Annotated in this window: 19 protein-coding genes; 6 read left to right on the forward strand and 13 right to left on the reverse strand. The window is 66.6% G+C overall.

Annotated elements, in window-relative coordinates:
• The 9 genes from ACIA8C_RS05550 to ACIA8C_RS05590 form a co-directional block, all read right to left on the reverse strand.
• On the reverse strand, positions 1 to 678 hold the full coding sequence (locus ACIA8C_RS05550; RefSeq protein ID WP_397131197.1) for a GntR family transcriptional regulator: 678 nt from the start codon (positions 676 to 678) through the stop codon (positions 1 to 3).
• Positions 679 to 718: 40 nt separating this feature from the next.
• A complete protein-coding gene (locus ACIA8C_RS05555) occupies positions 719 to 2,152 on the reverse strand; it encodes an amino acid permease (protein WP_397131199.1) in 1,434 nt (477 codons plus the stop codon).
• 46 nt (positions 2,153 to 2,198) lie between these two features.
• Positions 2,199 to 3,200: a proline racemase family protein gene (locus ACIA8C_RS05560; protein ID WP_397131201.1), complete on the reverse strand. Its 1,002-nt coding sequence runs from the start codon at positions 3,198 to 3,200 to the stop codon at positions 2,199 to 2,201.
• Positions 3,200 to 4,699 carry an FAD-dependent oxidoreductase gene (locus tag ACIA8C_RS05565; RefSeq protein ID WP_397131203.1) on the reverse strand — a complete coding sequence of 500 codons (1,500 nt, stop codon included), beginning with the start codon at positions 4,697 to 4,699 and terminating at the stop codon, positions 3,200 to 3,202. Before ACIA8C_RS05565 ends, ACIA8C_RS05560 begins: the two co-directional genes overlap by 1 nt.
• Entirely contained in the window at positions 4,696 to 5,004 is a 309-nt protein-coding gene (locus ACIA8C_RS05570) for a (2Fe-2S)-binding protein (protein ID WP_397131205.1), read from the reverse strand. The genes ACIA8C_RS05565 and ACIA8C_RS05570 overlap by 4 nt, the downstream gene beginning before the upstream one ends.
• 154 nt (positions 5,005 to 5,158) lie before the next feature.
• Entirely contained in the window at positions 5,159 to 6,367 is a 1,209-nt protein-coding gene (locus tag ACIA8C_RS05575) for an NAD(P)/FAD-dependent oxidoreductase (RefSeq protein ID WP_397131207.1), read from the reverse strand.
• On the reverse strand, positions 6,364 to 7,836 hold the full coding sequence (locus ACIA8C_RS05580; RefSeq protein ID WP_397131208.1) for an aldehyde dehydrogenase (NADP(+)): 1,473 nt from the start codon (positions 7,834 to 7,836) through the stop codon (positions 6,364 to 6,366). Before ACIA8C_RS05580 ends, ACIA8C_RS05575 begins: the two co-directional genes overlap by 4 nt.
• 42 nt (positions 7,837 to 7,878) lie before the next feature.
• Positions 7,879 to 8,790: a dihydrodipicolinate synthase family protein gene (locus ACIA8C_RS05585; protein ID WP_397131209.1), complete on the reverse strand. Its 912-nt coding sequence runs from the start codon at positions 8,788 to 8,790 to the stop codon at positions 7,879 to 7,881.
• Positions 8,791 to 9,060: 270 nt separating this feature from the next.
• The gene (locus ACIA8C_RS05590; protein WP_397131211.1) at positions 9,061 to 10,551 is read right to left on the reverse strand and encodes an alpha/beta fold hydrolase; all 1,491 of its coding nucleotides are present in this window, start codon (positions 10,549 to 10,551) and stop codon (positions 9,061 to 9,063) included.
• Positions 10,552 to 10,762: 211 nt separating this feature from the next.
• On the opposite strand from ACIA8C_RS05590, the gene ACIA8C_RS05595 reads away from it, so the two are divergent.
• Complete coding sequence (locus tag ACIA8C_RS05595; RefSeq protein ID WP_397131213.1) at positions 10,763 to 11,467, forward strand: response regulator transcription factor; 705 nt, start codon at positions 10,763 to 10,765, stop codon at positions 11,465 to 11,467.
• Positions 11,467 to 12,786 carry an ATP-binding protein gene (locus ACIA8C_RS05600; RefSeq protein ID WP_397131215.1) on the forward strand — a complete coding sequence of 440 codons (1,320 nt, stop codon included), beginning with the start codon at positions 11,467 to 11,469 and terminating at the stop codon, positions 12,784 to 12,786. The genes ACIA8C_RS05595 and ACIA8C_RS05600 overlap by 1 nt, the downstream gene beginning before the upstream one ends.
• Before the next feature lie 5 nt (positions 12,787 to 12,791).
• Here the strand turns inward: ACIA8C_RS05600 and ACIA8C_RS05605 are convergent, their stop codons facing one another.
• Together ACIA8C_RS05605 and ACIA8C_RS05610 are read right to left on the reverse strand one after the other, a co-directional pair.
• Complete coding sequence (locus ACIA8C_RS05605; protein ID WP_397131217.1) at positions 12,792 to 13,583, reverse strand: SAM-dependent methyltransferase; 792 nt, start codon at positions 13,581 to 13,583, stop codon at positions 12,792 to 12,794.
• A gap of 99 nt (positions 13,584 to 13,682) precedes the next feature.
• On the reverse strand, positions 13,683 to 14,723 hold the full coding sequence (locus ACIA8C_RS05610; RefSeq protein ID WP_397131219.1) for a hypothetical protein: 1,041 nt from the start codon (positions 14,721 to 14,723) through the stop codon (positions 13,683 to 13,685).
• 209 nt (positions 14,724 to 14,932) lie between these two features.
• Here ACIA8C_RS05610 and ACIA8C_RS05615 point away from each other — a divergent pair, with 209 nt between their 5' ends.
• From ACIA8C_RS05615 to ACIA8C_RS05625, 3 genes are all read left to right on the forward strand, one after another.
• A complete protein-coding gene (locus ACIA8C_RS05615) occupies positions 14,933 to 15,298 on the forward strand; it encodes a hypothetical protein (RefSeq protein WP_397131221.1) in 366 nt (121 codons plus the stop codon).
• A 384-nt stretch (positions 15,299 to 15,682) separates the two neighbouring features.
• A complete protein-coding gene (locus tag ACIA8C_RS05620) occupies positions 15,683 to 16,495 on the forward strand; it encodes an alpha/beta fold hydrolase (RefSeq protein WP_397131223.1) in 813 nt (270 codons plus the stop codon).
• A gap of 497 nt (positions 16,496 to 16,992) precedes the next feature.
• Entirely contained in the window at positions 16,993 to 17,820 is an 828-nt protein-coding gene (locus tag ACIA8C_RS05625; protein ID WP_397131224.1) for an alpha/beta fold hydrolase, read from the forward strand.
• Positions 17,821 to 17,883: 63 nt separating this feature from the next.
• Here the strand turns inward: ACIA8C_RS05625 and ACIA8C_RS05630 are convergent, their stop codons facing one another.
• Both ACIA8C_RS05630 and ACIA8C_RS05635 read right to left on the reverse strand, forming a co-directional pair.
• Positions 17,884 to 18,144 carry a hypothetical protein gene (locus ACIA8C_RS05630; protein ID WP_397131226.1) on the reverse strand — a complete coding sequence of 87 codons (261 nt, stop codon included), beginning with the start codon at positions 18,142 to 18,144 and terminating at the stop codon, positions 17,884 to 17,886.
• Positions 18,145 to 18,153: 9 nt separating this feature from the next.
• On the reverse strand, positions 18,154 to 19,488 hold the full coding sequence (locus tag ACIA8C_RS05635) for a S8 family serine peptidase (protein WP_397131228.1): 1,335 nt from the start codon (positions 19,486 to 19,488) through the stop codon (positions 18,154 to 18,156).
• 450 nt (positions 19,489 to 19,938) lie between these two features.
• Between ACIA8C_RS05635 and ACIA8C_RS05640 the strand changes: the two genes are divergently transcribed.
• Entirely contained in the window at positions 19,939 to 20,400 is a 462-nt protein-coding gene (locus ACIA8C_RS05640) for a hypothetical protein (RefSeq protein WP_397131230.1), read from the forward strand.
• Positions 20,401 to 20,445: the final 45 nt, after the last annotated feature.

Consider the following 20,445-nt stretch of genomic DNA (forward strand, 5'->3'; position numbering starts at 1 on the left):
CTACGGGACATCCTCGTCGGGTGCGTTCCCGGCAGCCCAGATGCCGCGAACGTGCCCGATGTGCTTGCGCAGGAACTGCTCGAGCTGCTCGTCGTGTCGCTGCTCGATCAGGTCGATGATCGTGTGGTGCTCCTGTGCCGACTTGTCCAGCTCGCCGCGCTCGACGAGCGCGGCGAGGCCGAACAGCCGGGTCTGCGCGCGCAGGTCGCCGACGATCTGCGACAGCCGCGGGTTGTGGCAGTAGTCCAGCAGCATCAGGTGGAATTGCCGGTCGGCGTCGACGTATTCGACCAGATCGCCGCGCTTGGCCGCGTCGACGATCTTGTCGGCCTGATTCCGCAGACCTGGCATATCCGATTCGGGGATGTCGCCGACGATCGAGCGAACACTCGGCGGCTCCAGCAGCATCCGGATCTTGGCGATCGAATCGAGGTCGGCGTCGGAGATCTCGGTGACCCGGAAACCCTTGTTCGGAACCGAGATCACCAGACCCTGCTTGACCAGGTCCAGCATCGCCTCGCGCACCGGCGTCGGCGACACCCCGAAGCGCTCCGACAGCCACGGCGCCGAGTAGAGCACGCCGGGCTCGAGCTCACCGGAGATGATCGCGGCACGCAGCGCGTCGGACACGTGATCGCGCAGCGTGGGCCGCTTGGGTATCGCCAACCGTTCGATCATCACCGCTCCGGGTTTCTCCTGTGTGCGAGCACGACTGCTCTCAGACTAGTGAACTTTCACTGTCGTTCAGCTTCGAGTGCCGGTAGCTGAAGGCTACGTATACCCCGAGGCCGAGCAGCAGCCAGACGACGAACCGCAGCCAGGTGACCCAGGTGAGGTGGCTGATCAACCAGATCGAGAAGACGATCCCGATCAGCGGCACCACCGGCACCCACGGCGTGCGGAACGCGCGCTCGACCTCGGGGCGGGTCCGGCGCAGCCGCATGACGCCGAGCGCCACCACGATGAACGCCATCAGGATGCCGACATTGGTGAGCTCGGCGGCCTCCCGGATCGGCAGGAAGCCTGCGATCAACGCCGACACGATGCCGACCGGCCAGATCACCCGCGACGGCACCTTGCGCACCGGGCTCGACTTGGCGAAGTAGGACGGCAGCAGACCGTCGCGACTCATCGCGAAGCCGACCCTGGTCACCGCGAGCATGTTGGCGAACGCCGAGGTGGTGACGCCGACGACGGCGCCGACGGCGATGATCAGGCCGAGGATGCCCATGCCGATCGAATCGAACGCGCTGGAGAACGGCGAGGAGACATTGATGTCGGTGTAGTTGACCATCCCGACGATGACGAGACAGACCAGCAGATAGACCACCGACGCGATGCCGAGGCTGATCATGATCGCCTTGGGCATCAGCTTCTTGCCGTCCTTGGATTCCTCGGCGGCGGCGCTCATCGCGTCATAGCCGTAGACCGCGAAGAAGGCCAGCGCCGCGCCGGAGACCGCGCCGCCGACACCGAACGGGAAGAACGGCTGATAGTTGCCCGACTTGATGTGGAATGCGCCCGCCACCACCACGATGGCGACGATCACCATCTTCAGCGCGACGAGTCCCGTTTGCACGCGCGCGGATTCGCGGGTACCCCGGGACAGCAGGAAGGCCAAGAGCAGACAGAGCAGGACGGCGAAGAGGTCGACTTTGTGTCCCGATCCGGTGCCCGGTGCGCCGAGAGCCCAAGTGGGCAAATCGAATCCGACGTAATGAGTGATGTAGTTCAGGTACCCGGACACCGCGATCGCAACGACGGACACGATGGCGGTGTACTCCAGCAACAGATCCCAGCCGATCATGAAACCGATGATCTCGCCGAGCGCCACATAGGAGTAGGTGTAGGCCGATCCGGCTCGCGGCACCATGCCCGCGAATTCGGCGTAGCAGAGCCCCGCCGCGCCGGACGCGATGATCGCGATGGCGAACGAGACCAGCACCGCAGGCCCCGCGACCTCATTGGCCACCACCCCGGCCAGCGAGAACACCCCGGCCCCAACCAGTCCGCCGAGGCTCAGCGCGACCAGCTGCCATAGGCCCATACTCTTCTTGAAATCGCCTGTGTCGGCGACGATTACCGGCATTCGGCGCAGCACCCCACTCTTGGTGAGCGGCGGGCGTGCGGGTCTGGTGACGACTGTCTTCATTGACGAGGGCCTTTCGAGGTGGAGCTAGTGGAGCGGGTGGTGCTGGTTAGAAGACGAACCCCTCGGGGAAGGGATCGGTGGGGTCGAGGAGGTAGTTGGCGGTGCCGGTGAGCCAGGCTCGGCCGGTGATGGCCGGCACGATGGCGGGGCGATCGCCGACCGTGATGGTTTCCACCGCCTGCGCGTAGAAGGTGGTGCCGATGAACGAATCGTTTTGCAGCACTTGGTCTTCGGTGAGCAGGCCGCGGGCGTGCTGGCGGGCGAGCAGCGCGGAGGTGCCGGTGCCGCAGGGGGAGCGGTCGAACCAGCCGGGGTGGATGGCCATCGCGTGGCGGGTGTGTGCGGGCTCGGACGCGGGGTCGAGGAACAGGACGTGCTTGCATCCGGCGATCTGCTCGTCCTCGGCGTGCACCGGACGGCGGAACTCGTTGATGGCGGCCATGATTCGCAGGCCCGCGTCGAGTATCCGGTCCTTGTGCGCGCGGTCGAACGGCAGTCCGAGTTTGCCGAGGTCGACGATGGCGTAGAAGTTGCCGCCGTAGGCCATGTCGTAGCGGACCGTGCCGAGACCGGGGACCTCGACTGCGTTGTCCAGGCTGTCGCAGTAGGCGGGCACATTGCGCAGGGTGACCGAATCCGCGTGGCCGGCACGCACCGCGACCGACGCGACAACGCGTCCTGCGGGGGTGTCGAGGCGGACTTCGGTGACCGGCTCGGTGACCGGCACCATGCCCGCCTCGACCAAGGCGGTCGCGACGCCGATGGTGCCGTGGCCGCACATCGGCAGCAGGCCGCTGACCTCGATGAACAGCACGCCGTAGTGGCCGTCGGCGGTGGTCGCCTGCTGCAGGATCGCGCCGCTCATCGCCGCGTGCCCGCGCGGCTCGTTGACCAGCAGCTTGCGTAAGCCGTCGAGGTGTTCGATGAAGTGGATTCGCTTGGCCGCCATGGTGTCGCCGGGGATGGTGCCGACGCCGCCGGTGATCACCCGGGTCGGCATGCCCTCGGTGTGGGTGTCGATCGCGGAAATGATGGTGTTGCTTCGCATCAGGACTGTCCTTCGTCTAATCGCGGTGTTCGTTGGCCCTGCGTGGTTACCCGAGCTGCCGCCGCCGGTCCGGTCACTCGCACCGCGTCGCTGTCGAGTTCGGCAAGTTCACGCAGGCGCACCGGCGCGGCCAGCGGACGCCATGCGGGGGTAGCCGCCGCGAGACCTGCCGTCGTCGCGGTCTGGTCGGCGTACGGTGTGCCGCGCAACGCCTCGATGTTCGCCGCGCACATGCGGCCTTGGCACGGGCCGAGTCCGGCGCGGGTGGCCAGCTTGGCGGCGCGATAGCCATCGCCGGTGTCGCTGGACCAGGCGCTGGTCAGCTCGCCACAAGTGGTGCCCTCGCAGCGGCAGATGACGGTGTCGGGTTGCGACCAGGTCAGTACGCCGGGCCGGATCGGGTGCGCGGCCGCGAGGCGGGCCACGAACTGTTCGGCCGTGCGGTGGCGCGCCCGCAGCGCCCGGTCTGGGCTGGCGCCTGCCGCGGCCAGACCGGCAATCGTCCCTTCGACGGCGGCAACCTGAGCTCCGCCGATGCCGGTGATTTCGCCTGCGGCCCAAACGCCTTCGGCGCTGGTCTGCTGGTTGTCGTCCACCCGCACAAAGCCGTTCGCGGTCAGCTTCGATCCGGCGGCGACCGCGAGTTCGTGCTGCGGGGTGAAGCCGTGCGAGACCGCGACCGCGTCCACCGGCACCGTGCTGTGGCTGCCGGGGATCGGTGTCCAGTTCTCGTCGAGCCGGGCAACGGTGGCTTCTTCCACCCTGCCGTCACCCGCGACCGCGACCACCGCGTGTGCGGTGCGTAACGGAATCCGGTGCCGCACACCGGATGCCACGTACTCGACCAGTTCCAGGGCTTTCCCCGCACTGTGCCGGAGCTCCCACGGCCTGGCGGCCCAGTGCCTGGCGATCTTGCGACCAGGGTTGGCTTCGAGCACCGCCCGCACCTGAGCTCCGTTCTCGGCCAGTGATTGTGCGACCGGCAGGAGGAACGGGCCGGTGCCGGAAAGCAATACGGACCTGCCGACCAGCAGTCGCTGCGTCTTCGCGAGAGTCTGTGCGGCACCGGCGGTATAGACGCCGGGCAGATCCCAGCCGGGGAACGGGCACACTCGGTCGTAGGCGCCGGTGGCGAGAACGAGTGCGTCCCCTTGCACTACCCGATGCTCGCGCCGGTCGCCCTCGGCGCCGATCAGCAAACGTACTGCGGGACAACCATCTTCGGAATGTGGCTCGATCTGATAGACCGCCGCCCACGCCAGGTACTCGCAGCGTGGGTGCTCGACCAGCAGCCGGGCCCGCCGAGCGGCCGCGGCGTATCCGTGCCCGATGGCGAGCGGCCGACGAACCCTGTACGCGGCTGGGATGCGCCGGTTGTACTGCCCACCCAGCGCCTCGTTCGAATCGATCAGCGTCACCGTCGCGCCATGCCGCAGCGCGGATTCGGCCGCCGCGGTGCCCGCCGGCCCGCCCCCGATCACCACTACATGCCGACTCATTGTGCGGCCGAACGGTGTTGAATGGTAACGCGGTCACCATCACGAGCCGGGCGACGGCACAGCCGAACATCCGGAACCCCGTTGACGGTGGCGACACAGTCGAAACACACACCGATGCCACAGAACACCCCACGCTGACCACCGGTAGGCGCGGTTCGCCAGTGCGAACGACCATCAGCCATCAGCACGGTCGCAAGCGTCTGACCGTGCACACCAGCAACAGTCGTGCCATCAACAGTCACCACCAGCCCCCGATCATCCCGCCCAACCGAATCGCCCGCCGCCCCGATCAACCGCGGGCTCACTCCATCCCTCCGCCCCGACCGAAGGCGCCCTTCACTCCAAACAACCGATCAAAGGTCGCCTTCGGTCGAACACCCGTCGGCGACCGAAGGGCGCTTCCGGTCGGTCTGGACGGCTGAAGGTGCCCTTCGGTCGAAGGGGGGTTGGTGGGTTCGGTCATCGGGATGCCTTTGCGGTGGGGGTGGTCAGGACGGCGGGGCGGTCTATGGCGAAGGGGGTGATGTCGAGTTCGTCCGGACGACCGGCCAATGCCGACGAAATCAGTTGGGCGGTACCGACGGACAGGCCGATGCCCGCACCCTCGTGGCCGGTCGCGTGCCATAGGCCGGGTAGCCGTGGGTCGGGGCCGATGACCGGGAGGTGGTCGTCGACGTAGGGGCGGAAGCCGCCGTATGCCCGCATGATCGCGACGTCGGCGAGGATCGGGTAGAGGCGCAATGCCTTTCGGGCGATGGCGGCCAGGCTGTCCGGCCGTATCCGATCGTCGAAGCCGCACTGGCGGCGTGACGAACCGAGCAGCAGCGGGCCGCCTCTGGTCGATTCGATTACCGCCGAGGACTGCAAGGCGGCATCGGAGCTACCAACGGCGCCAACGTAATCCGCGTCATAGACCTTGTGGAATACCGTCGGCGGCATCGGTGCGGTGATGAGCACGTCGCCCCGGCGCGGCTTGATCGCGATCGGCGCGCCCAACAGTTCCGACACCGCGCCCGACCACGGACCCGCCGCATTGATCACGACATCGGCATGCCGCGGCCCGCGGGTGGTTTGCACGCCGATCAGTCGCCCGCCGTGCGTCAGCGGCGCGGTGACCTCGCAGCGGGTCTCGACTATCGCGCCCGCGGCGATGGCCGCCTCGAGCAGCGCGGTCGCGGCACCGGCCGGTTGGACCTGCGCGTCCTCGGAGTAGTACACGGCCGCGCACACGTCGCGGGTGAGTGCGGGCTCGGCCGCCGCCAACTGATCCGCGTCGAGATGCTCGCATTGAACCCCGGCACCTCGCTGACCGTCGGCGAACTCGGTCAGCGCGACGGCGCCCGCGTCGGTGGTGGCAACGACTATGCCGCCCTTGGATTCCCATTCGACGGCTGCCGCGCTGGACGACAGCCGTTCGAGGACGATGGGCCACAGTCGCCGAGACAACTGGGCGAGCGCCAACTCGGGCCCCGGCCCCTTGTCCGAGACGAGCACATTGCCTTCGCCGTGCGCGGTGGTGCCGGAGGCGACCCCGCCCCGCTCGCAGACGCGGACCGAGGCGCCGTCCAGCCCCAGTCGGTCCGCGAGCGCGCACCCGATCATTCCGCCACCGATGATCAGGACGTCGGTTCCGCGCGGGGAGGTGGCGTTGGGCGGGGCTGCGGTCATCGCGGGCGTGCTCCGTTCACCGAGCGCGGCACGGAAAGCGGGTTGTCCGTGCGCAATTCGAGCGGCAGCAGTTCCTCGGGCACCGACTGGTAGGTCACCGGGCGCAAGAAACGTGAAATCGCCGCGGTACCAACGGAGGTCGCCGTCGGAGCCGTCGTTGCCGGATAGGGACCGCCGTGCTGCTGCGCGAAGGTCACCGAGAGTCCGGTGGGCCAGCTGTTCCACAGCACCCGCCCGGCCGTGCCCACCGCGGCGGCGGTCAGCGCGCGGGCGGTGTCGTCGACTCGGTCACCGAAGAGCGAGACCGTCAGTTGGCCGCCGACCGAACGGGCCAGCTCGAGCAATTCGCCGCTATCCCGATAGCTGACCAGAAGTGTTGCCGGACCGAACATCTCGTGGAGCAGGGCGTCGGGGTCGGACAGCACCGCGCGTGCCGTGGTGGCGAGCAACAGTGCCTCGCCTGGCCCGCCGCCCGCGAGCAGTTCCACGTTCGGGTGCGCCCGTACCTGCTCGACAGCACGGGTGAATCCGGCGGCGATCTCCGCGTTGAGCAGGTCGCCGGTCGGCACCGGCCGGTTCCGGATCAGCTCGGCCAGCTCGCGGAAAACCGCTGCCCCCTCGGGTATTGCGACCAAGCCAGGCTTGGTACACAACTGACCCGCGCTGGCGCTGACCGCGGTCAGCAGCCCCGACGCGATCTCCGCCGCCCGGGTCCGCGCGGCCTCGGCGGTGACGAATACCGGGTTGATGGAACCGAGTTCGCCGTAGAACGGGATCGGCACCGGACGACGCGACGCCAGGTCGTACAGCGCCCGCCCGCCCGCGGTCGAGCCGGTGAACGCCGCGGCGGCGACGGCAGGGTGGGTGAGCGCGCGCACACCGGCGTCGCGACCGAAGACGAGCCCGAAAGTCCCACTCGACGCTCCACATTCGGCAAGTGCCGCATGTACGAGTCGTCCGACAGCGCGGGAGAGCTCGGGGTGCCCGGGGCTGGCCTTGACGATCACCGGGCAGCCCGCGGCGAGCGCGGCGGCGGTGTCGCCACCCGCCACCGAGAAGGCGAACGGGAAGTTGCTCGCCGCGAAGTTGAGCACCGGCCCGAGCGCGATATTCATCCGCCGCAGGTCCGGGCGCGGCGCACCCATCGGCCACTCGGCGTCCGCGGTGTCGATGCGCACGTCGAGGAAATCGCCGTCGAGCACCACCTGTGCGAACAGGCGCAACTGGAAGGTGGTGCGCCGCAGCTCGCCGACCAGCCGCGGTTCGGACAGGTGCGTCTCCCGCATCGCCAGCGGGATCAGCTCCGTGGCCTGCGCGTCGAGCCGGTCGGCGAGGCCGCGCAGCACCTTGGCTCGATCGGTCAGCGCCATGGCCGCCCAAGCTGCCGCGGCCGCCGCGGCCGTGGTGGCAATGGCGTCGACCTGCTCGGCGGTCGTGTCGCGAATGGATTCGACCGTGCTTTCGGTCATCGCTGGCTCCTCGTCTTTCGTCTGTACCGGCTACGTAACTGCCTACCGGTAACCCTTGGCGAGCACGTCACGGGTGTCCTCGGTGATCTTCGCGATCAGCTCCGGCGCCAGCGGCACCCGCGGCGGACGGCACTTGCCGCCCGGCCTGCCCGCCAGATCCATGGACAGCTTGATGGCGTGCACGAACTGCGGCTTCGAGTCCCATCGCAGCAGCTTGTGCAGCTCGCGGTACAGCGGAAGCGCCTTGTCCAGATCCCGGTTGATCGAGGCGTTGTACAGCTCGACCGTCGCCCGCGGAATCGCGTTCGGGTAGCCGGACACCCAGCCGACCGCACCCGCGATGCCGAGTTCAAGGACCACGTCGTCCGAGCCGACCAGGACGTCGAGTTCGGGGGCGAGTTCCTTGATCTCGTAGAAGCGCCGGACGTCGCCGGTGAACTCCTTGACTCCGACGATCAGCCCCTCGCCGTGCAGTTCGGCCAGGATGTCGGGGGTCAGGTCGATGCGGGTGTCGAACGGGTTGTTGTAGGCCACGATCGGCAGGCCCACCTCGGCCACCGTGCGGTAGTGATCGAGGATCGAGTCCCGGCCGCCGCGATAGGTGTTCGGCGGCAGCAGCATCACGGCCTGTGCGCCGGCCTCGGCGGCTTGCGCGGCCCACTTACGCGCCTGCAAGGCACCGTATGCCGCGATGCCTGGCATCACGGTGAACCCGTCCGGTGCGGCCTCGATGGCCGTCGTCACCACCCTGGCCCGCTCCTCGTCATCGAGGGTCTGGTATTCGCCGAGCGACCCGTTCGGGCTCACCCCGTGGCAGCCGTTCGCGGCCAGCCACTGGACGTGCTGAGCGTAGGCGTCGTAGTCGACCGAGTAGTCCTCAGCGAACGGCAGCGTCGTCGCGACCAGGATCCCGTGCCAGGGCTTGGTCACGGCTGAGGTGATCGGTTCGGACATGTGAAGCCTCCATCTGCGCGTTTATCCGGACTCGGCAAGCAGTCCAGATGTGATGTGACGTGTGACATTGCACAAGATAGCGAAGTGATGGCGGTCACGCAAGCGGGGCAGAGTGACTGGGGAAACGCGAGTTCTACGATCCTGGATACGCGGAAACGCGCAGCCCCGACAACAGCGTCAACCGTCCGCTTGCGCAGGGATGGCGTTGCGGCTGTTCGACTTTCGATCAGCGCGCGCTGTGTCGGGGCTGGACGTTGTTCAGGAGGTAGCTCAGCGGGAAACCGGGGTGACCGCGATCGGCGGGATGGAATTCACGCAGGAGGTCGGCCCGGTGTTGCCGGTTCGGATGAAGCGGGCCACCAGGTCGGTGACGCACCCGCTTGGCTCCAGGTCGGGGACGTGGCCGGTGTTGGGGACGGAGAGGAAGGTCGCGTTCGGGAAGCCTGCGGCCACCCGCTTGCCGTTCGCGTCCGGGGTGATGGCGTCGAGGTCGCCGGACATCACCAGCACCGGGACGTTCGGCAATGCGGAGACCGGGCGGCCGGGGTATGCGCTGGTGACGGCGGGCCACTGGATGCACGCGTCGCCGCCGTCGCGCTGACCGGCACCGAATCCTTCGGCACTGAAGGCGCCGACGCCATCCGGTCCGGCCGAGGCGAGCCCGGCCCGGTATTGCTGAACCCGCTCTGGCAGCGGCGACTGCCGGTTCCAGAGGTTGGGGTAATCGTTGCAGGCGACGGTCATGAAGAGATCGATGTTCTCAGCGGTCGGCTCGGCGCCCGCCTGCTCGGCCCAGTGTCGAAACCCGGTGTCGTCGCCGTTGGCGGCACCGTGCAGGGCGGCAGGCAGCGCGCCCAGCAGGGTCGGTTGCCTCGGATCGGCGCCGACGTTGGTACTTGCCACCTCGAAGACGAGGGTGGCGAGCTTGCTCTCGCTGAGCTGAAACGGATTCCGCCCGGCGATGGTCAGCGGCTGGGCGGCCGAGCGCTGTGCCACGGTGCGCAGGTCGGCGACGGCGGTCGCGCCATCACAGGCCCGGCTGCGGTCGCAGATCCGTTGCAGCGCAAGTGATACCGCTTCAGCGCTGGGTCGTGACAGCAGGTCGAACTCGGGCGGGTAGGCGCCGGACAGCACGATGGACTGCACGGTGTCGGGGTGGCGTTCGGCGTAGATCGGCATCAGGTAGGTGCCGTAGGAGATGCCGTAGAGCACCAGTTTGGGGATGCCGAGCCGCGCGCGGATCGCGTCGAAGTCGTCGGCGGTCGCGGCCGAGGTGTAGCCGGCCGCGCGTTGGCCGAGCTGTTCGGCGCATCGACCGACCGTCTGCTGCTGGTATTCGCGGGTGCCGAGCTCGTAGCCCGCCTCGTCCGCGCCGCAACCCAAGGGGCTGGACAGGCCGGTGCCGCGCGGGTCGATGAGCAGCAGGTCGTGATCGTCGAGCAATTGCGCGGACAGCTGGGTGGCCTGGGCGGCGTGTGCGATCAGCGGAACACCGGGTCCGCCCGGATTCGGCGCGATCGTGCCCGCGGCCGGTACGTCGAGCTTGCTTCGCCGGATGAGCGCGTAACTCACTGCGACGGTACCCAATTCGGGTCGGTCGGCCACCAGCGGCCGGGACTGCACGCCGCAATCGACCTGATGCCCTGGCACGGTCGGGCACCAGTCCGGGCCGCGCGGCGCTTGTTCGCCGCACGCCGTGACCAGCGTCGTGGCTGCCAGCGCGGCTAGTAGGCCCGCGACTGCCCGCATTCCTTTGCGCATCGTCGAAATCCCTTTCCTCGGTACAACTCCCGCATTCAGTGGAGCGTTGAGAAAAATCCTGGGCGGTCGAGGTCAATGGACTGAGAGGGCTACGGAAGAATCAGGTAAGAATCCGTTTTCCGGATCCCAGCGAGCCGAGCGCGGTGACGGCGGTCACGAAGTGAACAGCCTGATACCCACAAACTCGCTACTCGCCAGCAACAATGACAGCGTGACCACACCGAGTTCGTCAGCACCCGCCGCGTCGGTGCTCGTCGTCGAGGACGACCCGCACGTGCGCAGCACCCTGGACCAGCTGCTCCGTTTCGAGGGCTACACCGTGCACCTGGCCGAGGACGGGCAGCAGGCCCTCGACATGCTGACGGAAATAGCGCCGGACCTGGCCGTGGTGGACGTGGTCATGCCGCGCATGGACGGACTGTCGCTGTGCCGCCTGCTGCGCAGGCGCGGTGATCGATTGCCGATCCTGGTGCTCACCGCCCGGCAGCAGATCGGCGATCGGGTCGCGGGGCTGGACGCGGGGGCCGACGACTATCTGCCGAAACCGTTCGCGATCGATGAGCTGCTCGCTCGGCTGCGGGCACTGCTGCGGCGCAGCACCCTGGACGAGGACAGCGCCGTCCTGTCCGTCGCGGATCTGACATTGAATCCGGCGACCCGCGAGGTGTACCGCGGCGATCGGGCGATCGAGCTCACCAAAACCGAATTCGACGTGCTCGAGCTGCTGCTGCGCAACGCGCGAATCGTGTTGACCCGCAGCCGGATCTACGAGCACATCTGGGGTTTCGACTTCGACACCGATTCCCGTTCGCTCGACGTGTACATCGGCTACCTGCGCCGGAAAACCGAGCAGGAGGGCGAATCCCGGTTGATCCACACCGTCCGCAACGTCGGTTACGCCGTGCGTCCCGCGTGATGCTGCGCGCCAGGATCACCCTCGTCGTCATCGTCGCCGTGGTGGCGGCGATCGTCGTCACGCTCGCGACCTCGTATCGCGGGGTCAGCGAGCTGGTCGGCGATCAGATCGATCGCAGCCTCAACGACCGGGTCGATGCCGTCATCGCGGTGTTGCCCGCGGTGTTGCCCGAGCGGTCCGACACCATCGAGCAGCTGCTGTCGGCCGACGGCACGGCCCACCCGGTGGCACCGGGCCGGATGCCGCTCCCGGTGGCCGAGTCCGATCGCGCCGTCGCCCGAAATGGCAGTGGCACAGCCGAATACAATCTCGATCTGGACGGTGAGCCCTATGGGATCCTGACCAAGCCACGCCCCGGTGGCGGTGCGGTGATGGTGGCGCAGCAATACCGCGAGTCCGAACGGATCGATAACGAATTCCTGTGGCGCACCGGCGGTATCACCGCGATCGCGGTGGCGCTGTCGGCATTGCTGAGCTGGCTGGCCATCGGCCGCATCCTGCGACCGGTCCGCCGCTTGCTCGCCGCCACCGAGCACATCAGCTCCACCCAGGACTTATCGGTCCCGCTGCCACCTACCGGTCGCGACGAAATCGGCAGGCTCACCGGCAGTTTCGATACCATGCTCACCGCCCTGCGCCGCTCCCGCGCGCAGCAACACCGGCTCGTTCAGGACGCCAGCCACGAGCTGCGTACCCCACTGACCTCCATCCGAGGCAGCGCCGAACTCTTGCAGCGCGCCAAAGGCCGACTCGGACCCGAGGACGAGACCCAGGTCCTCAACACCCTCGTGCAGGAGTCCGTCGCGCTCGACGACCTGGTCGCCGAACTCGTCGAACTAGCCACCGACCAGCACGCCACGGAGGAACCCGCCGAACTCGATCTGCCGACGCTGGCCGAAGACTGCGCACAACGCTTCCGGCACCGCAGCGGCCGCACCATCACCGTTACCTCAGACCAGCCCGGACCCGTACTGGCCAGGCCGCGGGCCCTCGCCCGGTGCGTCGACAACCTGCTCAGCAACGCGATCAAATTCAGCCCGCCGGACACCCCCGTCGACGTGCACATTCACCACACCGAATTGACGGTGCGCGACCAAGGCCCCGGCATCGCCGCCGACGACACCGCCGCTATCTTCGATCGGTTCTATCGCGCCGCGAACACCCAGGGCACGCCTGGATCCGGGCTGGGTCTTGCCATCGTCGGGGACATCATCACCGCGCACCATGGCACCGTTTTCGCCGAGCATGGACCCGGCGCACGCGTCGGTTTCCGGCTCCCGCCGCTAGCACAGTCGCCGGGGCGAGGTCGCCGAAGCTGATGGGTCTAGCCTGCCTTGCGGCCGAGGCCGCCGTAGATCACCAGGCGGGTGGCGGGCAGGTCGTCGTCGAGCCATTCCTGCGCAGGCGCCACGCCCGGGTCGATCAGGTCGAACCCGTCGAAGAACGCCGCTGTCTCCTCCCGCGATCGGTACTTGACCTGGGATGGACTGTTGTTGGTGTCGTCGTGCGACTGGTTGATGAAGTCGGGATGAGTGTCGTTGGAGCCGTGCGTGATCGCGAGGTAGCTGCCCGGCGCCAGCACATCGCGGAACTTGGCGACAATCCCGTACGGGTCTTCGTCGTCCATCACGTAATGGAGCACGCCGATGATCAACAGGGCGACCGGTTCGTTGAAATCGATGTGCGAGCCGGTTTTCAGGCGGTCGATAATGTCGTCCGGTTGGCGAATGTCGGCTTTCAAGGCGGTCACGCCGGGCGAATGCGCCAGCAGCGCGTCGCAGTGCGCGTGCACGATCGGGTCGTTGTCGATGTAGACCACGCTGGCCGACGGCTCGATCTCGCGGGCCGTCTCGTGCACATTCGGCGAGGTGGGGATGCCGGCGCCTAGATCGATGAACTGCCGGACGCCCGCATCGGCGGCCAGCCGGACCGCCTTCACCAGGAACTGGCGGATGAACCACGCCAAGGTCTTGGTGTCCGGGGCGATGGCTAGCATGCGGTGCGCGATTTCGCGATCGATGTCGTAATTGTCTTTGCCGCCGAGCATGTAGTCGTAGATCCGGGCCGAGCTCGGCACATTCGGATTGAGTCCTGGCGCTCGGTCTACGTCCGACAAGGTGTCCTCCCGATCCTCGACCACAATCGTAGCGATCTTCCCGGCTGGATGTTGTGCTATGCCATAGTGGCGCAGTCGCGCCGAAGTCCACTTACCGAATCACCCTTTCGCGGCAAGTGTATTCGCTCGCGCCATCAGCGCGTCGGCCACCGGCCGTGGGCGGCGACCGAGACCGCACGCGGTGGCCACGCCGTCGACCGATCGACCGAGCGCCCGCTCGATGACCTGCAATGTCTGCAGTTGCTCCGTCTCGGTCGGAGTGTCGTGCACCATGCCCGCGTAGAAGTCGGTGCCCTCGCCCAGCGCCAGATTCTTCAGGGGCACATAGAATTTGGGATTCGTGGAGGGCGGGATGTCGCCTGCCGCGAACGGTGCGTGCACGAACGTCAGGGTGCGATCCGCGGGCCAATGCCGGACTATCGAATTGGCGAGATCCACGAACGGCCGAACGTTGCGCAACGTTGCACGGGCCTTGTTGTTCATGCTGCCGAGGCAGAGGTGCACCCCGAACCGGGTACCCGGCGGGCACGCCGCGGCCAGCTCGGCGATGCCTTTGCCCAAACCGAGCACTCGATTTGCCAGCCGGTGCAGCGGCTGTGTGTTCGCCATCAGCACCAGTTCCGCGGTCGCCTCGAACTGGATGACGACGTCGTCTCCGGCCAATTCTCGAATCGCGACGATGTCGCGCACTGTAGCGTCGGTGAAGGCCTTCTTGTTTCGCAGCACACCGGCGGCACCCATCGTAATGAACGCCATGGTGAAATCGGTCGGCATCCCGAGCTGCAGGGTGATACCGGACAACTCTCGCTCCGCGCGCAGTGCGTTGAATACGGGCACGGCTTCCTCGGCCTCGCGAAAATAGCCGAGATCCATCATGTCGCCGGTGAGCTTCTTGCCGCCCGCGGCTCGATAAATAGTCCGTTCCCGGCTCGTGCGCCACTGGCCGGCTCGCTTCGATTCCAGTGCGCCCTGCTTCACCAGATCGTCGATGATGGGGCGGATGTAGAACTCGTAGCGGGCCGTCTCGCCCGTGGGCAGTGTCCGTAGTTGCGGACCCGCGCTGTCCAGCATCGCTCTCATCGCGGCGTCAGTGCTCTCGGCTGGAAAACTTCCGACGAAGTGCACCGCTCGCGTACCCATGGGTCGGATACTAGACCGACAGGTTGCTGCGCGCGATTCCCATACTGGTTGGGTCCTACTCGTTGTCGTACCGTTACCTCCGGCGAGCACCGGACCGCAGGCTGGGTCCGCCCTGCCATACGGGTGCTGCGAATCATGTTGACGGGTACCATGTTTCGCCGAGTGATGGTTCGAAGCACGACCAGCCCATGCCGAGGAGGCGTTCGACCATGAAGAAGCTCTATGCCCGGATGATGAAGGCCGCGTGTCCGATTGATCCCGAAACGATGGCAACCACAGTTCCGTTCCTGCAACACGACACCATCCCGCACGCTATGGCCGATCACGGCGCGCGGCAGATCTTCTTCTTCGTCGATCACCAGGACGACACGGTCTTCTCGATCACCATCTATGACACACAGGAAGACCTCGACAACGCGATGCGGGAGTCCGGCAGCGAATTTCGGTTCGCAAGCCTCGCCAAGCTGGGGTGTACGGCGCTCGACGCGCGCGCGTTCGAGGTCGTCGCCGGTGCGGTGAATCCGGACGCCCCCGAGGTCGACTTCGCGAAAATCATTCCGCCGATCAATAACTGAGCATTTGTCCAACTGGTTGATGCGGTATACGCAAACATCGCAAAGCATCTCCGTCGGCGGTTCCGACAGTCACGAATAGGTGTAGATCTTTGTGATAGTCGTTGCGCATCAACCAGTTTGCGGGCTAGCCTCCGATTTATCACTGAAGTAGGGTGCCAAAATGGTTATCCTCGTGTAACTCCGAGGGGAGCGCGTCTCGTGCGGGCCTTCTTAAATGCATTTGTCGTGTCAACAATTCTCTGTCTGGCACCTGGGCTTGCCCACGCCGACAATCCCATCCCACCGAATAGCTGTACGGCGGTTTCCTTTCCGGTGCCGCCAACGGGCACTTTGGCCGCAACGCTGTGCATGCCGGCGACGCCGACGAGCACCATCATGGTGTTGATGCCGGGGTCCAACTACAACCACACCTATTGGGATTTCCCGTACGCACCGGAGACGTATAACTTTCGGCGCGCGATGAACGCCGCGGGTTATGCGACGCTGGTGGTCGATCGGCTCGGCGACGGTGCGAGCACCAGGCCGCCGAGTGCAGTGCTGACCGCGACCGGCTCGGTCGTCGCCCTGCATCAGCTGGTCGGCGCGGTACGGCAGGGGCTGCCCGGCGTGCAGCCGTTCAGCAAGATCATTACCGGCGGCCATTCGCTCAGTTCCGGTGTCGCGGTCATCGAGGCGAGCACCCACCATGATGTCGATGGCGTTCTGCTCACCGGGTTTTCGCACAGCCTCGACCTGCTGGGGACGACCGGCGTCGTGGCCACCTATCATCCAGCGGCCGACGACCCGCATTTCGCGGGCCAGGGGTATGACCCCGGCTATTTGACCACCCGGCCAGGAACACGGGCGGCGGATTTCTACGGTGCCGGTGACTACGATCCCGCGGTGCTCGCGACCGACGAAGCCACCAAGGAGGTCTTCTCGCTGACGGAGTATCCCGACGGCCTGACGTCCACCCTGCCGCCCGCGACCAACCTCATCGACGTTCCGGTGCTGGTCACCGACGGAAGCATGGACCGATTGTGCCTGAACGCGTGCGCGAGCACCGCGGCGTTGGCGGCCGAAGAGGCACCGTATTTCAGTCCCGCCGCGAAGCTGCGCACTTATGTGTTGCCAGGTAGCGGGCATTCGGTGAATCTCGCCCTGAACACCGCCGCTTATCAAGCCGCAGTAAAGGATTGGATGGCATCGATGTTCTGACGGTCACACCGCGCGTCGGCGCGGCGGTGGACCACGGGTAGCCCTGAGGGCGGGAGCCGGTCGAGCTCCCGCCTTCAGGCGGCTCTCGCCCGGCTTGCCCGAAAAGCGAAGTCCGGCCGGAGTCTCGACTGGCAGAGCCGGTTATCAAGTGCGGCAACACATCTCCTGCGGCGGTGGTGGGCAGCCGGAGTAGCCACATCTTCGCGATAGGTATTGCGCATCAACGTCGGCGCGGGATAACCTCCCGGTTGATGACTCAACAAGGATGCCAAAGTGGTTATCCTCGTGTACCTCCGAGGGGAGCGCGTCGCGTGCGGGCCTCAATACGGGCTTTTGTCATGTCAACAATGCTCTGTCTGACGCCGGGTATTGCCCAGGCCGATCAAGTTTCGCTGCCGGATCGCTGCCAGGAGATTACTTTCCCGGTGCCGCAGGGAACTTTGGCCGGGACGCTGTGCCAGGCCACGGACAGGCCAACAGATACCGTCATGGTGTTGATGGCGGGTTCCAATTACAACGGCTCGTATTGGGATTTCCAGTACCAGCCGGACACTTACAACTTCCGGCGTGCGATGAATGGCGCGGGCTATGCGACCCTCGTGGTCGACCGGCTCGGCAACGGCGCGAGTACTCGGCCGCCGAGCGCGACGCTCACGGCGACGGCCACCGCGGAAGCGCTGCACCTCATCGTGCAGCAGCTGCGCCAGGGCCTGGCCGGCGCGCGGCCATACGGCAAGATCATCACCGGTGGACATTCGCTGAGCTCGGGCACCTCCGTCATGGAGGCCACCAAGTATCACGACGTCGACGGCGTGCTGCTCACCGGATACTCACACACACTGAACATTCCCGGGGTGCTCGGCGTGATCGGCACGTACTACCCGGCCGTTCAGGATCCGGCATTCGCCGGACGCGGCTACGACCCCGGGTATCTCGTGTCCCGGCCGGGTGCGCGCCGGGCCGACTTCTATGGACCGGATAACTTCGATCCACAGGTGGTCGCGGCCGACGAGGCGACCAAAGAAACCTTCTCGCTCACCGAATATCCCGACGGGCTGACGTCCACCCTGCCCGGCATGTCCAGCTTCATCACCGCGCCAACCATGGTGGTCAACGGCAGCATGGACATCCTGTCCTGTGGGCCGGGATTCGCGATCTGCGCGGACAGCGCGACGCTGCAGGCCGCGGAGGCACCGTATTTCGGACCCGACGCGAGGTTGCGCACCTTCGTGTTGCCCGGCAGCGGGCACGCGGTGAATCTCGCACCCAATACCGCCGAGTATCGGGCCGCCGTCATCGACTGGGCGGACTCGATAGCCCGATAGCAGTACCGAGTCCCGGCGTCACCGATCGGTGGCGCCGGGCTACTGCTGTGCCGGAACCGACTTTCAGGTACGAGGTTTCGGGTCGCAGCCCGATCCGTTACCCGGTTCGATGCGCGGGTCGGCGAAGACCTCGACGCCGGGGCCCGCGGTGGTCATGCGCGCCGCGGCGGCGTCGGTCACCCGCAGCGCGTACAGGCCGGTCGCCGGATCCACGGCGACCAAGCCGTAGGCGGTATCGACGTCGTCAGCGGTGAGCTTCAGCTCCCGCAGGGCGGCCTCCAGGGTCGCCGCCTCCTGCGGGAGCCGAACGGTGAGCAACGGCATGCCCCTACGTTACGCGCGGGCGGCCGTTCGATTCAGCTCCGCGAGGATCGCGGCGGCGTTGGCGACACCGTATCCGTAGTCATAGTTGTAGCCGCCGGTTTGCGCGATCGCGGTGCGCTGCACCAACGCCCGCAGCTGCGCGGGCGGCAGCTGCGTCGCCGACCATTTTGTTCTGATGGCCGTCACCAGGCCCGCCGCGACCGGCGTGGCCGCCGAGGTGCCGGTGTCCGGTTCGGTGGCGCCGAAAGCCGTCGACCCGAGGAAATGGGTGTAGGAGCAGATATCCGGCTTGCGGTCGGCCAGTCGGCCTGGGCCTTGCGAGGAGTAGCCGACCCGCTGGCCCTTGGTGTCGACCCCGCCGATGGACAAGACGCTCGGATGCGAATTGGCGCCGCCGATCGGCTTGTCGGGATAGGCGCAGCGGCCGTCCGGGCAGTCGCGCCCGCAATTTCCCGCGGCGAAGAGGATGTCGGCACCCGCGGCCTCGAGCGAGCCGACAATCACGTTGAACGGGTGGGACGGATTGTCGGAGTAGTTACCGGGCTGCCCGACGGGGAAATCCCAACTCGGCGAGAACGATCCCCAGCTGTTGCTGATCACCAAGGCCCGCGACGCTGCGGGCTGATCGGTGAGCACGGTCCGCAGGTGGGCGTACGCGGCCAGCGCATCCGACAGCAGTCCCGCCATGACGGTGCCGCCCTGCCGCTTGCTCTGCAGCACCGGGATGTCGAGCAGCGACGCCTTCGGTGCGCCGATGAGTGCGTCGAAGGCGCACATCGAGCCGTGGTCCACCGGAAACTCGCCCGGAGTGCCGGTGACACCGGCCGGATTCCAGCTGCGTGCCTTGTCGATGGTGACCTGTCCGCCGCGCACCTGCTTGACCTTCGCGGTGTTGATACCGGTATCGACGATGGCCAGTGCCACCGACGAACCGTCCAAGCCCGCGGCCGTGAGATCGCCGTGCCGCAACAGGGTTTCGACATCGTGCCAGTTGCCGACCGCGGGGGTGCCGCCGCACGTGAGATTGGTCTGAATCACCGGATCCGCGAATACGCCGGTGACACCGCGGGCTGCCGACAATTGCGACACGCTGTCGGCGATAGCGTCATCATCGATCTCGCCGCGCACCAACACCGACGCGTCCGCCGGGTCGTGCGAATAGCTCGGCCGATCGGTATCGGACACCGGCGGAACGGATTTCGGCACCGCGACCGGAACATAGGAGCGATCCAGCACAATCCCGGGCAGATGCCCGGCAACATCGGCGGAGGCGACCGGAACCGCACGATCGGCCACTGCGGTAATCAGATCGACGGACGGACGAAGCTGAATAAGTACGCGCATATCTGCCATGATGCCGCGCCGTTCGGCAAAATTCGCGCCTGACGTGCAAAGTGCCGCCGCCTCGATGCGCAACGGCAACCGGGACAACTGCAAGCTGCCAGCAATTACTCCGCGGATCGTGGTACGGATCACATCCGCTACGCCCGGGCGGGTTTGCCGAATACGAATCAGGCACACCGGACAGCGGCGGCTGGTTCGCGCGCGGCGCTCCGTCCTGCGCCACCTTTTGCGCTGTCTCCGCAGGTCATCGCCAGAAACACTGTGCCACAGAGGTATTGAGGTCTTGCTAGTCGAGATCCCTTTTGCTAGAGCGCATTTCAATTTCGCTAGCATTGCCACGTTCCCGTTGCGCTCGTTAGGCTGGTTCCGGTTGCCGATGCTGTCGACCGTTATACCCAGCGTGGCAACCATGTTCATCCAGTACATCTCGATCATTGATGGGACGGTCCGATGAAATCAGGAACCCGCTCTGGCCTATTGCGCGTCGCCGCGATCGCCTGCCTCGCCGTAACCGCCGCCGGAGCCCCCGCCGCTTTCGCCGCCCCGAACGATCCCTCGGCGCCGATCTGCACGATGAGTTACCCGGTCCCGGTAGAACCGTTCCAAACCCCTGCCTCCAGCGACGTATTCGCGATCTCCAGCAGCGGCGCGGTCGATCTGAAAGTCCACACCAACGCGGGCACGGATTTCGCCTACGACCAGAAATTCACCGTCAACTGGGCAAATATCACCACCGGTAAGAGCGGTGTAGCCGACACCTCCGCCCAGGTAAAAGGCCCCGACAACACCCTGACCGTCACCGGCATCCCAACCAAGCCCGGCCGAATCCTGTTCAACCTGGGCGTCTTCAACCACGGCGAGGGCCAGAACTACACCAACGGCGAATGCAGCGTGGAGTACCAAGCCAGCTGACACTCCAGCCGCCCTTCGCGACTGTGTGAGTCATCCGGCCACTGC

This window comes from Nocardia sp. NPDC051321 (assembly GCF_044455225.1).
In the GTDB taxonomy this organism is placed as follows: Bacteria; Actinomycetota; Actinomycetes; order Mycobacteriales; family Mycobacteriaceae; genus Nocardia.